Raw genomic sequence first — 16074 nt, forward strand, 5'->3', positions numbered from 1 at the left:
TTGCCGTCTAGAACGTTAACCCTTCAATTTTGTATGTAGAACCAATAACGTCATTACCACGCATAAGTATTGCAATACTTAAGTGTTCATAAGCTTTAAATACCATCAACTCACCAACACGTTCAGGTGGAAGTTGTAAATCAGCTTCGCCAATCTTATCGAATACATTACTGTCTTCTTGATAAATAATTTCTTTATTATCGACTAATAGAGCCTGCCCTGAACGTAAAATAGAAAACATTGAACCGATTTGAATATCGTCTCGTTTGCCTTTATCAATTACCACAATATCCCATTTACCGATCGCGGCAGAACCATTGACAGCAGCTAAGATGCGACCTTTAGTGCTTTTTGGCACTGGTTTAGGAATAAAATAAGCAGGAATCGTTTCATATTCAGGAATCGCTAAAATTAAGTCACCTTGACGAGCTTCACGAGAACTTCTTATTAAATCATGCGGTGTTACTTTATATGTCGTATCTACATTTGGACTTTGTGATACTTGCGATTGCCCGATAAAGATTAATTCAGATCCTAATTTTTTGCCAGTGGCGCTTTTATAATTTTTACCTAAACGATATATACCATACAGTTTATTTTTATCGTATTGGCCTTCAGCATAAAAAATATCGCCTTCAAAGAAACGAGGAGAACCCACTGAGTCACCCAATAAACGAGGGCTTCCTTCTAATAAAGCAGGGTCAATAATATGATCTCTTGATAGGAAGGCAGAAAGCATCTCTAATGGAATAATAGGAATAGCTTGTCTTTTTTCTTCTAAACGGGGGATTGGCGACAATTTTTTTAATCTTTTACGAGTGAGTCTTGGCTGACCATCTACCCATATAAGATTTAAAATGTCACCGGGGTAAATTAAGTCTGGGTTGTCTATTTGACTATTATTTTCCCAAAGGTGTGGCCATAACCAAGGACTATTTAAGAATACAGAAGAGATTTCCCAAAGAGTATCTCCTTTTTTAACGATATAAGTATCTGGGTGGTCTGCTTTCAGTTTAATTGTGTCTGCAATCGCCGCCATTGAAAGAGCTACCCCAATAATAAGCGATACAATAAGTTTTAATTTCATAACAATCCTTGCTCTGTGATTAATAAAACTGTTTTTTATAAAAGGAAATGACTAGAATTAACTTTTTACCATTAATTATGAGCACAATAATACCATGCCTTTACTTGAAGTATTACATTTTCCAGACGAACGTCTAAGAACTATTGCAAAACCCGTTGAGGAAATCACACCAGAAATTAAACAATTCGCGTCAGATATGATCGAAACCATGTATGACGAAGATGGTGTAGGACTGGCTGCAACGCAAGTTAACTTCCATCAACGCCTTGTTGTGATCGATGTTTCTGCTGAGCGTGATCAACCTCTTGTATTAATTAATCCAACTATTTTAGAGAGTGATGGTGTAGAAATCTCTGAAGAAGGTTGTTTATCTGTTCCTGAAACTAATGCTGAAGTTGAGCGTGCTGAGTTTGTTACTTTACAGTATCAAGATTTAGACGGTGAAACACACGTTGTTAAAGCAGATGGTTTATTTGCTGTGTGTATTCAGCATGAGTTGGATCATTTAAAAGGCAAGTTATTCATTGATTACTTATCGCCATTTAAGCAAAAACGCATTAAAGCGAAGCTTGAAAAACTTCAGCGTCAAAAAGAAAAATTCTCATAATTTATAATCACATTAGTTTAAGGTTGTTTCGTGGAAAAACTAAAAATAATTTTTGCAGGTACGCCTGATTTTGCTGCTAATCACTTGCAAGCATTAATTGCCGCAGAATTTGATGTCGTGGCCGTTTATAGTCAGCCAGATCGTCCCGCAGGGCGAGGTAAAAAGCTGACAGCAAGTGCAGTAAAAGAAGTCGCATTAGCAAATGATATTGCAGTTTATCAACCAGAAAACTTTAAACAAAGTGACAGTGTTGAGCAACTTGCATCATTAAATGCTGATTTAATGATCGTGGTGGCTTATGGGTTAATTTTACCTACTAGCGTATTAACCACTCCTCGTTTAGGTTGTTTAAACGTGCATGGTTCATTATTACCAAGATGGCGAGGTGCTGCACCTTTTCAACGTGCTATCTGGGCGGGTGATAAAGAGACTGGCGTGACCATCATGCAAATGGATGAAGGGCTGGATACGGGGGATATGCTTAAAAAAGTGAGCTGTCCGATTGATACAGATGAAACCAGTGCGTCACTTTATGCAAAAGTAGCGAAGCAAGCTCCTGCTGTTTTAATTGAAACCATTAATCAATTACAAGCAGGTGAGTTGATTGCTGAGCAGCAAGATGAAAACGAAGCAACTTATGCTAAAAAGTTGAGCAAAGCTGAAGCGTTAATTAATTGGCAAGATGATGCTGAGTTTATTGACCGTTGTGTTCGTGCATTTAATCCATGGCCAATCAGCTATTTTGAATGGGCAGGACAAGTCATCAAAGTTCACCAAGCTAAAATAGTAGCATCAACAACCACGGAGCCAGCAGGCACCATTGTAAATGTTGATAAAAATGGAATCCAAGTTGCCACTGGTCAGGGTGTGCTTAACCTTGAAGTCATTCAATTAGCAGGTAAAAAAGCAATGCCTGTACAAGATGTTTTAAATTCTCGCCGTGAACTGTTTACAGTTTCTAGCAATTTACTCGAACAAGGTTAATTAAAAATGAATGTACGTGCGATTGCTGCGAAAGTGCTAAATCAAGTAGTAGAAAAGGGGCAATCGTTATCACAAGCATTGCCTGCTATTCAACAAGACCTCACCCCTAAAGACAAAGCATTAGTACAAATGCTGTGTTACGGAGTATTGCGTACTCTGCCTCGCTTAGATTTTTTCTGTCGCTCATTAATGAAAAAGCCATTAACCGGTAAACAGCGTGATTTACACTTTCTGATTTTAGTGGGTATTTATCAATTATTGTATACACGTATTCCAAGCCATGCTGCTGTTGGCGAAACGGTTAACGGTGCAAAAGCCCTGAAAAAACCTGCATTAAAAGGCATGATTAATGGCGTGTTACGTAGCTTTTTACGCGAACAGGAAAGTTTAATTGAGCAAGCAGATCAGCAACCGGCTTTATTATATTGTCACCCAAGTTGGTTAGTTAAACGCCTTCAAGCAGCTTACGGTGAAGAAAAAGCGGCACAAATAATGACGGACAATAACCAACAAGCGCCAATGTGGTTACGTGTAAATTCACGCTTTCATGATCGTGAACAATATCTTGCTTTGTTAACAGAGCAAGATAAAAAAGCCGATATTGCTGAGTTTAATGACAATGCCTTATGTTTAGAAAATGCGTGTGATGTTTACCAGTTACCGGGGTTCTCTGAAGGTTGGGTATCAGTGCAAGATGGCGCAGCACAATTAGCGGCACATTATTTAGATGCACAGCCTAATGATTTGGTGTTAGATGCTTGTTCTGCTCCGGGTGGAAAGACCGTTCATACATTAGAACTACAACCAAAGCTTAAACAAATGGTAGCCGTTGATTTTGATGAAAAGCGCTTATTACGTGTTAAAGAAAATTTAGAAAGGTTGAATCTACAAGCGACTGTTATCCCCGGCGATGCATCAAAACCTGATGAGTGGTGGTCTGGTGAACAATTTGATCGCATTCTATGTGATGCCCCATGTAGTGCTACAGGGGTTATTCGTCGTCATCCAGATATTCGTTGGTTAAGACGTGATAGTGATATTAGTGAATTAGTGTCGTTACAAAAGAATATTTTGAGCGCATTATGGAAAAAACTGAAACCGGGTGGTGTGTTGTTATATGCAACGTGTTCTATTTTACCCGATGAAAATGATCTACAAATCAAAGACTTTCTAGAAAGTACAAGTGATGCATCATTAATTCCACTATCTGCACAACATAATGATTCAATTAAAGGTCGCCAAATTTTGCCTAATGAGCAAAAAATGGATGGGTTTTATTACGCGAAACTACAAAAAGCGTTATAAAAAGAACAAAATCAATCGATAAGCAGTGAGATGAAATGAAGATTATTATTTTAGGTGCAGGGCAAGTTGGTGCTTCTTTAGCTGAAAACTTGGTTGGCGAAAATAACGATATCACCGTGGTTGATGAAAATCACGAAGCCTTACAAGAGCTACAAGATCGATTTGATTTACGTGTAGTACAAGGCAGTGCTTCTAGCCCACATACATTGGGTGATGCAGGTGCCATTGATGCCGACATGTTAATTGCTGTGACTAACAGTGACGAAATTAACATGGTGGCCTGTCAAATTGCTTTTACATTATTTAATGTGCCTAAAAAAATAGCGCGTATTCGATCTCAAAGTGTCGTGATGCATGAGAAAGAGCTCTTTAATAAAGATGCTTTTCCCATTGACCATATCATCGCACCTGAAAAGTTAGTGAGTGATTACATCGCTCAGTTAATTGAATATCCCGGGGCGCTTCAAGTTGCTAACTTCGCAAATGGTAAAGTAGGTCTAGTGGCGATTCGTGCTTATTATGGTGGTTCTTTAGTTGGTAACGCTATTTCTGCTTTAAAAGAACATATGCCTAATATTGAAGCACGTGTGGCAGCTATATTTAGACGTGGTAAAGCAATTCGTCCTCAAGGAACAACCATTATTGAAGCCGATGATGAAGTGTTCTTTATTACAGCAAGCCCTAATATTCGTGCGATTATGGGGGAGATGCAAAAACTTGAACACCCTTATAAACGTATCATGATTGTGGGTGGCGGTTATATCGGTGAAAGCTTAGCGAAACGCTTAGAAAAAGAAAACTCAGTGAAACTGATTGAGAAAAATTACAGTCGTGCAGAATATTTGTCTGAAACGTTATCGAATACGATTGTTTTTTGTGGTGACTCATCAGATCAAGATTTACTACTAGAAGAGCATATTGACCAAACAGATTTATTTATTACCGTCACCAATGACGATGAAGCGAATATCATGTCTGCGATGTTGGCAAAACGTTTAGGTGCACGTAAAGCCATGGTATTGATTCAACGTACCGCTTATGTTGACTTGATCCAAGGTAACATCCTTGATATTGCGATATCACCGCAGCAAGCGACATTATCAGCCTTATTAACACACGTTCGTAAAGCCGACTTAAAACATGTTTATTCATTACGTGAAGGTTTGGCAGAAGCCATTGAGATTGTTGCGCGAGGCGACAATATGACGTCTAAAGTAGTGGGTAAAGAGATCTCTCAGCTAAAACTACCTAAAGGAACCAGTGTTGGGGCAATTGTACGTGATGAGCAGGTATTGATTGCACATGATGATACGGTGATAGAAACAGACGATCACGTTATTTTGTTCTTAGTGAACAAAAAATATATCAGTGATATTGAGAAACTATTCCAACCAAGTCCATTCTTCCTGTAAGAGATAGTAGATGACTTATCGTCCTCTCTTTTTCATCACAGGGTTAGTACTGTCAAAAATGGCAGTATTTATGTATTTCCCGATGATATTAGCTTTTTACTATAATTCCTTTGGTGGAATGGAGTTTCTAGCATCAATCATCATCACACACTTAGCATCGATCATTTTCCTCTATTTTGGCGGCGAAACCGATCGCTCCCATTTGGGGGTGAGAGAGATGTTTATGCTCACTACTGCGGTATGGATTTTAGCGAGCTTATTTGCGGCATTACCTTTTGTTTTTATTCAACACATTAGTTATAGCGATGCTTTTTTTGAGACCATGTCAGGGATCACCACGACGGGTAGTACGGTTTTACATGGTTTAGATACTATGCACCCGAGTATCCTCTTATGGCGATCTATTCTGCAATGGCTAGGCGGTGTGGGTTTCATTGTTATGGGCGTAGCGATACTGCCATTTTTAAATGTCGGGGGGATGCGTTTATTCCAAACAGAATCATCCGATTGGTCTGATAAATCAGCGTCTAAAACTCGCCGTGTCGCGTTAGATATTCTGCTGGTATATGTCTCTTTAACGGTTTGTTGTTTCATTGGTTATCGTTTTGCAGGAATGGAAAACTTTGATGCAGTGAATCATGCGATGACAACCATCTCTACGGGTGGTTATTCAACCTCTGACAGCTCAATGGGGCATTTCTCACATATTGCCCATTGGAACGCTATTATCTTTATGTTTCTAGGTGGACTGCCTTTTCTGTTGATGATTAGGGGGATGAAACAAAAATCACTACAGCCGTTATGGAAAGATGCTCAAATCCAAGGTTTTGCCTTGTTAGTGATTGTTTGTTCGTTAAGTTTAAGTGCTTATTTAGTCATGAGTAACCAATTTTCATGGGCTGATGCGATTCGATTAAGCGTGTTTAATGTGGTTTCTGTGGTTACAACAACAGGCTTTGGGTTAGATGATTTCCTTACTTGGGGAGATTTTAGTTTGATTATCTTTACTGGGTTATTGTTTACTGGCGCATGCTCAGGCTCAACCTCTGGTGGGATGAAAATATTCCGTTTCCAAATTGCTTTCAGCCTTTTAAAGCGTCATTTAATGCTATTAATGCATCCTCATGCGCTCTTCACACAAAAATACAATAATCGTAAAGTCAGTGATGAAATATTGCGTTCATTAGTCGCCTTTGTCATTGCTTATATGATGACAATCGCAGTGTCTACCTTATTACTGACGTTATTTGGTTCGCAAGCCATGGTGGCATTAACCGCATCAATCACGGCCGTTTCAAATGTAGGGCCGGGATTAGTTGAATCAATTGGACCATCTGGTAACTTTGCTGCACTGCCTGATGCGTCTAAGTGGGTATTATCTATTTGTATGTTAATGGGACGTTTAGAAATATTAACCGTTGCTGTCATGTTTACTGGTCATTTTTGGCGCCGCTAATAAAAACGTGAGCCTGCCAAACGAAAACAGACGATACAAGAGAGCCAATAATTAACTTTATTCATCAGATTAATTGTTGTTCTCCTGTATTGTTTGGTTTTTTAAAGCATTCAATTAGCTGTTGACCACTTATTTTTGATAAGCACCGCTAGCATAATGCAATTCATAACTGTGGCTATAAATTTCTAGAATATTACCAAATGGGTCTTCCATGTAGATCATGCGGTAAGGTTTTTCTCCTGGGTAATAATAACGTGGTGCTTTCATTCGGCGTTTTCCACCAGCGGCGACTATTTTATCTGCTAATGCTTCTACATTTGGATCTTGTACGCAAAAGTGGAAAATACCAGTTTTCCAATATTCAAAATTATTGTCAGGGTTTTCTTGGTTTTTAAATTCAAACAATTCAACACCAATGCGATCACCCGTTGATAAGTGTGCAATACGAAAACGCTCCCAGCCTGCACCAAAAACATCGGTACACATTTCACCAATGGCACTTGCGTCTTCAACTACATCGCTTGGCTCCATAATGGTGTACCAACCTAATACTTCAGTATAAAATTTTACAGCGGCTTCCAAGTTAGGTACTGAAATACCAATATGTGAAAAACTACGTGGGTAAGGGTTATTCATCTCTTCTCTCCTCATTGCTAAATGCAAGTTTGTTTATGTGAGATAAAGAATAAAGAAATAAAACTCTTTCATGAAATTATCATTTGTTATTATTTTAATAATTTTTTGTTATAGTTGTGAGGTGTTGGTAATAGTTATTACCAGTAACTATTAAAAGAACGATGACAAGTCATGCCCTGTCACCATTAACAAAGAAGTGAAGAGATAAAAGTGATTAATCAAAAGCATCTTAATACCTTTATGAAATTAGTTGAGACTAAGCACTTTACGCATACTGCTGAACAGCTGTTTATGACCCAGCCGGGTGTGACACAACACATTAAAAAGCTTGAAAAGCATTTTAATACTTTGCTATTAGCTCGTTATGGCAAACAGTTTGAATTAACCTTAGCAGGTGAAAAGCTTTATCAAATGGGATTAAGTGTGCGTGCGTTAGAAGAACAGTTAAGTGAAAGCATTAATCAGGATGATCCGATACAAGGTATTTGCTCAATAACCTGCTCTGGCGCACTCGCTAATTTTCTTTACCCTTATTTTGTGCAGCAACAGAGTGTGCATCCTAAACTAAGTGTTTTTGTTGAAGCCGCTCCTAATCAGAATATTATTAATGACTTACTCAGTAACAAAATAGATTTAGGGATCGTGACCCGACAAACGGAACATGAACAACTAAAACAAACGCTGGTGGGTTATGAAGAGCTGCAATTGGTAGTGCCTGCTAATGCCGACGTAAGCTTAGATCAACATTGCGATTTCTCTGCACTCAACGAACTTGGATTTATTAACCATCCCGATGGCTTACACTTTCTTGAAAAGGTTTTCTCAAGCAATTTTACGGCTGATTATAAAGGCCCTAGTAGCCTTAATATTAAAGGTTATGTGAATCAACTACAGCAAATTCTACTGCCCGTTGCGCAAGGGGTTGGATACACTATTTTACAAAAGCGTGCGGTGCAACAATTTAGTCAACCACAGCAATTAAAAGTACTGCCATTAACTTATGCAGTTCAAGAGTCCCTGTATTTAACTCAAAAACGTTATCGTCAATTACCTTCACGCTATCAATGGTTTGAAAATAAAATAAAACAGCTTTTAGGGTAAGTTATCCATGAAATTATTGGTTATGTAATGGGTAAAGTTAACCATGAGATAAATAATATAGGAAAGCTAAAGTCTCTGGGAATTCTGACAATAGTATTACTCTTAATTGGACATAATTTGGAGTTGATTGTATTTGTATATCAGCAATCTTATTTATAATAAACCTCGAAATTGGTTCGTTTACATAAAATGAAATTATGGACTACAACTCTGAGATGAAGGGTTAATCTCGCAGATTACTTTTTGTGTCTCTTCTTTTTGTACTTCACGGTTTATTTTTTCATTTTTTGTTTTAGTTATTTTAAGGAGAAAGTTTGCATCTGACTCCCCATTCTTTTCTGCTAAGGTTAGCCAGTAAAAAGCTAGATATTCATTTTTTGGTAGTGGGCATTCTTCTTCTGTAAAGCAAACCCCTAGATAAAGCTGACTCGTTGATGAGCCTTTTTCTGCCAATGTATTTAATAAATGAAATCCTTTCAATTTTTTTTCAGTATTTTCTAGGTATGTAATCCCCAAAAGAATTGTCGCTTTCTCATCTCCAGCTTCAAATAATAATTCCAAATTATGAATAGCTTCTTCCATTCTATCTGAATCTATTAGTATTTCACTGTAACGATACATTGCAATAGAGTTCCCTTTTTTTGCTAATAACTCTAATTTCTCTATCGCATCATTTTTTACGTTTATATCTTCAGAGTTTATTTCTTTTATTATATTGTTTAATATTTTATTTTCTTTTTTGCTTGAAATAAAAAAGCTCAAGAAAATTAATGCGACTATGGAGACTATAATTTTTGATAGCATTATTTTTTTATTTTTCATCTTTTTTACCAATTACATCGTACAAATGAAGTCGCAATTTCATTAGAGATTCGGATGCTCTAATTAATATTAACTTGTTCACGTTTTTTTCTGGTTGATCTGTTTATTTTATTTGGTCATTTCTGTAAAGGGCCAATAGTAGTATTCAAACTTTGAGCTTTAAAATGTAATTATTTATCTTCACTTGATAACGCTATTCACTCAATTGCTCTGGATCTGGATTCTGCTGGGTAAGTTGATCTGCGATAGGGCGCTTAATAGGCACGCCTAAGCCTTTTAATTGCTCTGCTTGTTGTATCACATTACCACGTCCAGAACTAAGCTGTTTCAGTGCGCTATGGTAGGTTTTTTGTGCTTTATCTATCTGAGAGCCGACCTCTAAGAAGTTATCACTGAATAAACGCAATTTATCGTATAACTTACTGGCTTGCTGGGCGATCAGTTGACCATTGTTTTCTTGACGTTGAAAGCGCCATAGATTTTCAATGGTACGCAAAGCAATCATTAAATTACTTGGGCTCGCTAATAAAATATTATTGTCTAAAGCTAGTTGAACTAAGCTTGGATCGTGCTCTAAAGCAACAATAAAGGCTGGCTCTACAGCAACAAATAACAATACATAGTCTAATGTGTTGGCACCAATTAAGTCTTGGTAATCCTTTTTACCCAATCCTCTAATATGTTGTCTTATGGATAAGCAGTGCGCATCGATGGCTTGTTTCTGTTCGCCCACATCTTGGCTATTGAAGTAGCGTTCATAAGCGACTAAAGATACCTTAGAGTCGATAATAATATTGCGCTGTTGTGGTAAGTTAACAATCACATCAGGTAAAAATCGTTGTCCTTTGCTGTCTTTTAAATTTACTTGAGTCGCGTATTCATGACCTTCGCGTAATCCTGAATTTTCTAGAATGCGCTGTAAAACGACCTCACCCCAGTTACCTTGTTGTTTATTATCACCTTTTAACGCATTGGTTAGGTTTTGGGTTTCTTGATGCATTAAGTTATTAAGGCTAGCAAGCTGATCAATTTCGCGCTTTAAATTAAAACGTTCTTTACTTTCATTAACGTAGCAATCCGTCACTTGTTTTTGAAAGCCTTCTAACTGCGTGCTAAGAGGGTCTAACAACTGCTTAATAGATTGTTCATTTAATTGTTTAAATTGTGTCGATTTATCGTGAAAAATGCGTTGTGATAATACTTCAAATTGTTGGCTTAATTTAGCTTCTGTTGCTTGTTGATCTCGTAAACGCTGTTCACCTGCTTGCAAGCGAATATCTGATTCTCTAACGCGTGTTGTTAACTTACTGGTTTGTGCTTGTAAGCTTTCATTGTGTAGCGATAAATCATCTATCTTATTTTGTTGTGAAGCATTTTGTTGAGTTTGATGTTGTAGATTTTGTTCTGTTAGTTTTAAAGCAAGGTGTTGTTCAGCGAGGGCTTTTCTAGTGCGGGAGAGTGAGCTCAATGTAAACAATAAAGCGCTCAAAAGTAGGACCGCTACAATACTTATTAATAACATTGTATTGTTTGCCAATAAATCTACAGACATTTTAATATTCCAGTCTTTTTAACGCGCTGATTACATGCGGGTTAAGCCTGTTCCAACAAAGTAGAAAAGCTAAATAAATGGCGAGAACGACCCATTTATGTAAGTTTTTACCCAAATCTAAATCTACAAAAGCAAAAGGGCCGTAATAGGTATCCATGGTTTTTACATAAATAGCCATAATCACAGGCAAGATCAAAACCGTTAATAGTTTCCAAATCAAAGACAAAGTTTGAGTAAGAGGGGTATTTAACATGCACTTTCCAATCGAGAATAGATGAACTGTAACTTTAAACAGTAATTCTATATAAGTGAATAGATAACTGTAAATATAGAAGGTTAATACAAGATTTAATCACCGTATCAATATTAAACAATCAATGCATTATTATGCTGTTTTTAATTTAAAAATTGCCTATTTAGAGTTAATAACCGTACTCTTGCATGTTTATGCATATTTATGCGTGATATTTTAATGGAAATGAATTAAAGTGCATACCTCATTAATTTAAAACTAATATCAGGGGAAGTTTATGTGCGGTATCGTTGGTGCAGTTGCGCAAAGAGAAGTATCTGAAATTTTAATCGAAGGTCTAAAAAAATTAGAATATCGTGGTTATGACTCAGCCGGTGTAGCCATTGTTGATAGCGAAGGTAAATTAACTCGAGTACGTCGTTTAGGTAAAGTAAAAGAATTAGCCGATGCCGTTGAAAATATGCAAGCAATGGGCGGTACTGGTATTGCGCACACTCGTTGGGCAACACACGGTGAACCTTCTGAAGTTAATGCACATCCACACGTATCAGCTGATATCTCTATCGTACATAACGGCATTATTGAAAATCATGAACCATTACGTGTGTTACTACAACAACGTGGTTATGCATTTAAATCTCAAACAGATACTGAAGTCATTGCACATTTAGTGGAGTGGGAATTAAGAACATCTACATCATTACGTGAAGCTGTACAAAAAGCAGTACCTCAATTAGAAGGTGCTTACGGCATGGTGGCGTTAGATAGTCGTGACCCATCTCGTTTAGTCGTTGCTCGTTCAGGTAGCCCAATTGTTATCGGTCACGGTATCGGTGAAAACTTCCTCGCATCAGATCAACTTGCGCTATTAAATGTAACTCGTCGTTTTACTTACCTTGAAGAAGGTGACGTAGCCGAAATTACACGTCGCGAAGTAAGCATTTTTGATTTAAATGGTCATGCAATTGAACGTGAAATTATTGAATCTACTGTTGAACATGATGCAGGTAGTAAAGGCAAGTACCGTCACTTTATGCAGAAAGAAATTTTTGAACAACCAACTGCGTTACTAAGTGCGTTAGAAGGTCGTATCAATGAAGATAGCATCGTTGTTGAAAGTATTGGCGCAGGTGCAAAAGATATTTTATCTAAAGTACAACATGTTCAAATAATTGCTTGTGGTACTTCATATAACTCAGGCATGGCTGCTCGTTACTGGTTTGAATCACTTGCTGGTGTAAGTTGTGATGTTGAAATTGCTTCTGAATTCCGTTACCGCGATTTTGTTGTTCGTCCAAACAGCTTATTACTCACACTTTCTCAATCAGGCGAAACTGCTGATACATTAGCTGCATTACGCTTAGCGAAAGAGAAAGGTTACATGTCTGCCATGTCAATTTGTAACGTTTCTGGTTCTTCATTAGTACGTGAATCTGACCTTGCATTTATGACACGTGCAGGGACTGAAATCGGCGTAGCATCAACAAAAGCATTCACAACACAGCTTGCTGCAATGTTGATTCTAGTAACGGCTATCGGCAAAGAACAAGGCACTATTAATAAGCAAAAAGAAACAGAAATTGTTCACGCTTTACATTTATTGCCAGCACAAATTGAAAAAGCATTAGCGTTTGATAAAGAAATTGCAGCGTTAGCACCTGATTTCGCTGATAAGCATCACACATTATTCTTAGGTCGTGGTGAGTATTATCCAATCGCGATGGAAGCGGCATTAAAATTAAAAGAGATTTCTTACATTCATGCTGAAGCTTATGCTGCAGGTGAATTAAAACATGGCCCATTAGCGCTAGTAGATGCGGACATGCCAGTGGTTGTCGTTGCGCCTAATAATGACTTGTTAGAAAAGCTAAAATCAAACGTTGAAGAAGTACGTGCACGTGGTGGTTTGTTATATGTATTTGCTGATGAGAACTCGGGCTTTGAAGCATGTGATGGAATGAAAATTATCTCGTTACCGCATGTTGACCCTATCATCGCACCGATATTCCACACTGTACCGATGCAGTTACTGTCTTATCATATTGCTTTAATCAAAGGCACTGACGTTGATCAACCACGTAACTTAGCTAAAGCTGTGACAGTAGAATAAGTTTAATTATGACTAAATAAAAAAGCCGACGTTAGTCGGCTTTTTGTTATCTAACGATCCATCTTCTTAATGGATCGATTAGTCCTTATCTATTGGGTCTTTGGAAGTGAATAGGTGGCTTTTATCGGTTCAAGAATAATGCGAATACCTTCACCGTTGTTAAATATATCTTCCAGAGATTGAGTATAATTTTTCGATGCTTTTTCGGGTGTTTCTTGATACTTGTTTTTATTGGTTAAATACTTGCTCCACGACTTTTTAGGATCAGGGTGAACAAGTACTTCATTGTCAGCATCTACTAGGTAGACTAAAAAATCAGCAGATTCAGTTAAGTAACCGATAACATTGGTCATATCTAAATTGATGATCACGATGCCAGAAAATTTACCCTCAACATAAACAGGAGATGAAACCCTGTAAGTAGGGTTGATCCATTGTTCTATTTCGCCTTGCTCTTTATTTAAATCAAATGATGAATACCATCGTTCTCCAGCGGGTAGCTTTTTAGTTTCGGTGAAATACTCTCGTTCACTTTTATCTTGCAGTGCTTCTTCTTTTACGACGATAGGCGCTAAGCCATTCTTCGATTGTTCGATACGGATTTTTTCTTGACCATTGGCATCTATAAAACGAACTTGCATGTAATGTTTATTAATAGTGGCTGTGGTTAGAAACAGTTCACTCAGGCTATCTTGATCTAGTTTTTCATTTTTAGAAAGGTATGAACTCATGAAAGGTGTTTCAACTAAAGAAGTAACCAATCTCTCTTGCTGATTAATGATGTGTTTTAGGTATTCTCGCTTAATTTCAATTTCTGAAGAGGCTTTCATTTGTATTGAGCTTTCTATTTCTGATGCCTTCGCGGTAGAAACCATTGAGCCGTTGAATAAGCTTACAGTAAACAGAGCGAGTAAGAATAACCATTTTGAAGGATTCAATGCCCATAAGTTAAACGATTCAAACTTATTATAACGATTTGAAAATGCAAGGCTCTTTGATGTGACTGTGTGTATCTTTTGATATTGCATTCTGTGGTTTTCCTAATTAATTAGTAGTAAATATTACTATTATTTTCACCTACTGGAGCAATGTTAAAAATGTTGATATTCCATCCTATCGGATGCTTAAAGTTTATTTATAAAATGACTATATCGTTAAAAAAGAAGTCGAGCAAATTGACTCAGTATATCGGTGTTCGGAAGTTAAGCTTCATCATTATCAATGGCTCGAATAGCGTGGTTTTTTTATAACGTTTATAGAAGCTGTTTAAGTGGGTTGATTAGTTTAATTTATCATAGAGACTATGGCTTATCTAAGCTATCTAATACAATAAAAATATTATTTTTATGTGATGTTAGAAAAGAGTAATAGGGCAAAAAAGAGTATTTTATAGCTAACCATACCGTGCTCAATAGAAACGCTCTCTTTCAATTTTCATTCACCTTTGAGTGAAGCAAATAAACGTTAATGTTTAATAACGGCTTAAACCTGAAAAGTGAAATAGTCGTTTCTGTCTTTCTGTTTATCACCGAGTTTAAGCATTAATGAAATAACTTTTATTAATGGCAGGTCTAGTTATTATAGCAATATCGCATTTTATCCATTCATCACGTAATTAAGAGAGTTTTATGAAGAAAATATTAGGATTAGTTTTATCAACATCGATGCTTTTTTATGTGTCATTAGCTAATGCAGATAAAGCAGTATTAGCAGGCGGTTGTTTCTGGTGTATGGAGTCAGATTTTGAAAAACTACCCGGTGTGAAAGATGTTATCTCTGGTTTTACTGGCGGTGAAGTAGAGAATCCAACTTATCGCGGAAATCATGAAGGGCATTATGAAGCCGTTGAAATAACTTATGATGCTAAAGAGGTAAGCTACCAAGAAATATTAGACCATTATTGGGTTAACATTGACCCATTTGATGCGCGAGGTCAGTTTTGCGATAAAGGAACCAGTTATTTAAGTGCTGTTTTTGTTGCTAACGAGCAGGAACGAACACTTGCGGAGAAATCTAAAAAAGCGGTGATTGACGAGTTTCCTAATAAAACTGTCGTGACACCTATATTAGCCGCGAGTACTTTTTATCCTATTAAAGGTAATGAAAGCTACCATCAAGATTATTACAAAAATAATCCTCTACGTTACAATGCGTACCGCTGGAATTGTGGTCGCGACCAACGTTTAAAAGAAATTTGGGGTGACAGAGCAACTCATTAATCCTATTTAATTGAATGAATGATTTGAATATTTTCATTAAGAAGTAACTTAATCGTCATTATTAAAAGACTGAATACTAAAAGCAGCTAACTCAAACGATTAGCTGCTTTTTTATTATTTATCTCAATTCTGGTTAACGGAAACGAAAGATTATTTAAGATCATATAGTTATAAAGTTTTATTATACAATGCTGCAGTTGCGCGTAGTTCAGACGAGTTATTGAAGCAATAACAGGTTATTGGGAAAGAATTTAACGCAGAAATTCGCTTAAATAGCTGTGTTGTATCGATTTTCTTATCCGTAGCTGAGGTTATTTACTTTAAGAAAAATACTTTAAGCAAAATCTACACTCTTAGTTCATTCTTTGAATAGCTTATCTACTACATCAAATCAAAAATTAAATTATACCTTCATAAAATAAACTTAAGTTTACTCATAAAAGCAGCGATAAAATAATCACCAAAAAAATTATGTATATTCTATTGTTTATTGTACTATCTTTATTTAGCCGTCTATACGTCCATTATTT

At 36.9% G+C, this 16074-nt stretch carries 14 protein-coding genes; 8 read left to right on the forward strand and 6 right to left on the reverse strand.

The features are described from left to right. Positions 1–7: 7 nt before the first annotated feature. Positions 8–1087, reverse strand: coding sequence for a LysM peptidoglycan-binding domain-containing protein (locus SP041_RS10570; RefSeq protein ID WP_137297736.1), 1080 nt, complete (start codon positions 1085–1087; stop codon positions 8–10). A 94-nt stretch (positions 1088–1181) separates the two neighbouring features. Here SP041_RS10570 and def point away from each other — a divergent pair, with 94 nt between their 5' ends. From def to SP041_RS10595, 5 genes are read left to right on the forward strand one after another with little or no spacing between them, the layout of a single operon-like run. Then, a complete protein-coding gene (gene def, locus SP041_RS10575) occupies positions 1182–1694 on the forward strand; it encodes a peptide deformylase (protein ID WP_137297737.1) in 513 nt (170 codons plus the stop codon). Between the two features lie 30 nt (positions 1695–1724). Beyond that, positions 1725–2678, forward strand: coding sequence for a methionyl-tRNA formyltransferase (gene fmt, locus SP041_RS10580; RefSeq protein WP_137297738.1), 954 nt, complete (start codon positions 1725–1727; stop codon positions 2676–2678). Positions 2679–2684: 6 nt separating this feature from the next. After that, on the forward strand, positions 2685–3983 hold the full coding sequence (gene rsmB / locus SP041_RS10585) for a 16S rRNA (cytosine(967)-C(5))-methyltransferase RsmB (RefSeq protein WP_137297739.1): 1299 nt from the start codon (positions 2685–2687) through the stop codon (positions 3981–3983). Positions 3984–4018: 35 nt separating this feature from the next. Beyond that, positions 4019–5395 (forward strand): Trk system potassium transporter TrkA, encoded by a 1377-nt coding sequence (gene trkA, locus SP041_RS10590; RefSeq protein WP_137297740.1) that lies wholly within the window; start codon positions 4019–4021, stop codon positions 5393–5395. Positions 5396–5405: 10 nt separating this feature from the next. Beyond that, positions 5406–6851 (forward strand): TrkH family potassium uptake protein, encoded by a 1446-nt coding sequence (locus SP041_RS10595; RefSeq protein WP_137297741.1) that lies wholly within the window; start codon positions 5406–5408, stop codon positions 6849–6851. Between the two features lie 129 nt (positions 6852–6980). On the opposite strand, the gene SP041_RS10600 is transcribed toward SP041_RS10595, so the two are convergent. Further along, positions 6981–7487 carry a lactoylglutathione lyase family protein gene (locus SP041_RS10600; protein WP_137297742.1) on the reverse strand — a complete coding sequence of 169 codons (507 nt, stop codon included), beginning with the start codon at positions 7485–7487 and terminating at the stop codon, positions 6981–6983. A gap of 210 nt (positions 7488–7697) precedes the next feature. On the opposite strand from SP041_RS10600, the gene SP041_RS10605 reads away from it, so the two are divergent. Then, positions 7698–8588 carry a LysR family transcriptional regulator gene (locus tag SP041_RS10605; RefSeq protein WP_240791454.1) on the forward strand — a complete coding sequence of 297 codons (891 nt, stop codon included), beginning with the start codon at positions 7698–7700 and terminating at the stop codon, positions 8586–8588. Between the two features lie 195 nt (positions 8589–8783). Here the strand turns inward: SP041_RS10605 and SP041_RS10610 are convergent, their stop codons facing one another. From SP041_RS10610 to SP041_RS10620, 3 genes are all read right to left on the reverse strand, one after another. Next, the gene (locus tag SP041_RS10610; RefSeq protein ID WP_137297743.1) at positions 8784–9410 is read right to left on the reverse strand and encodes a sel1 repeat family protein; all 627 of its coding nucleotides are present in this window, start codon (positions 9408–9410) and stop codon (positions 8784–8786) included. A 193-nt stretch (positions 9411–9603) separates the two neighbouring features. Continuing rightward, positions 9604–10962: a DNA recombination protein RmuC gene (rmuC, locus tag SP041_RS10615; RefSeq protein WP_137297744.1), complete on the reverse strand. Its 1359-nt coding sequence runs from the start codon at positions 10960–10962 to the stop codon at positions 9604–9606. A 1-nt stretch (position 10963) separates the two neighbouring features. Continuing rightward, positions 10964–11215: a hypothetical protein gene (locus tag SP041_RS10620; RefSeq protein WP_137297745.1), complete on the reverse strand. Its 252-nt coding sequence runs from the start codon at positions 11213–11215 to the stop codon at positions 10964–10966. Positions 11216–11492: 277 nt separating this feature from the next. Here SP041_RS10620 and glmS point away from each other — a divergent pair, with 277 nt between their 5' ends. Then, entirely contained in the window at positions 11493–13325 is a 1833-nt protein-coding gene (gene glmS / locus SP041_RS10625) for a glutamine--fructose-6-phosphate transaminase (isomerizing) (protein WP_137297746.1), read from the forward strand. Positions 13326–13414: 89 nt separating this feature from the next. Here glmS and SP041_RS10630 read toward each other — a convergent pair whose 3' ends face one another. Beyond that, positions 13415–14353: a cache domain-containing protein gene (locus tag SP041_RS10630; RefSeq protein WP_137297747.1), complete on the reverse strand. Its 939-nt coding sequence runs from the start codon at positions 14351–14353 to the stop codon at positions 13415–13417. Positions 14354–14953: 600 nt separating this feature from the next. Here SP041_RS10630 and msrA point away from each other — a divergent pair. Further along, positions 14954–15544 (forward strand): peptide-methionine (S)-S-oxide reductase MsrA, encoded by a 591-nt coding sequence (gene msrA, locus SP041_RS10635; RefSeq protein WP_137297748.1) that lies wholly within the window; start codon positions 14954–14956, stop codon positions 15542–15544. Positions 15545–16074: the final 530 nt, after the last annotated feature.

The sequence above is a fragment of the Psychromonas sp. SP041 genome (assembly GCF_000470315.2).
Lineage (GTDB): Bacteria > Pseudomonadota > Gammaproteobacteria > Enterobacterales > Psychromonadaceae > Psychromonas.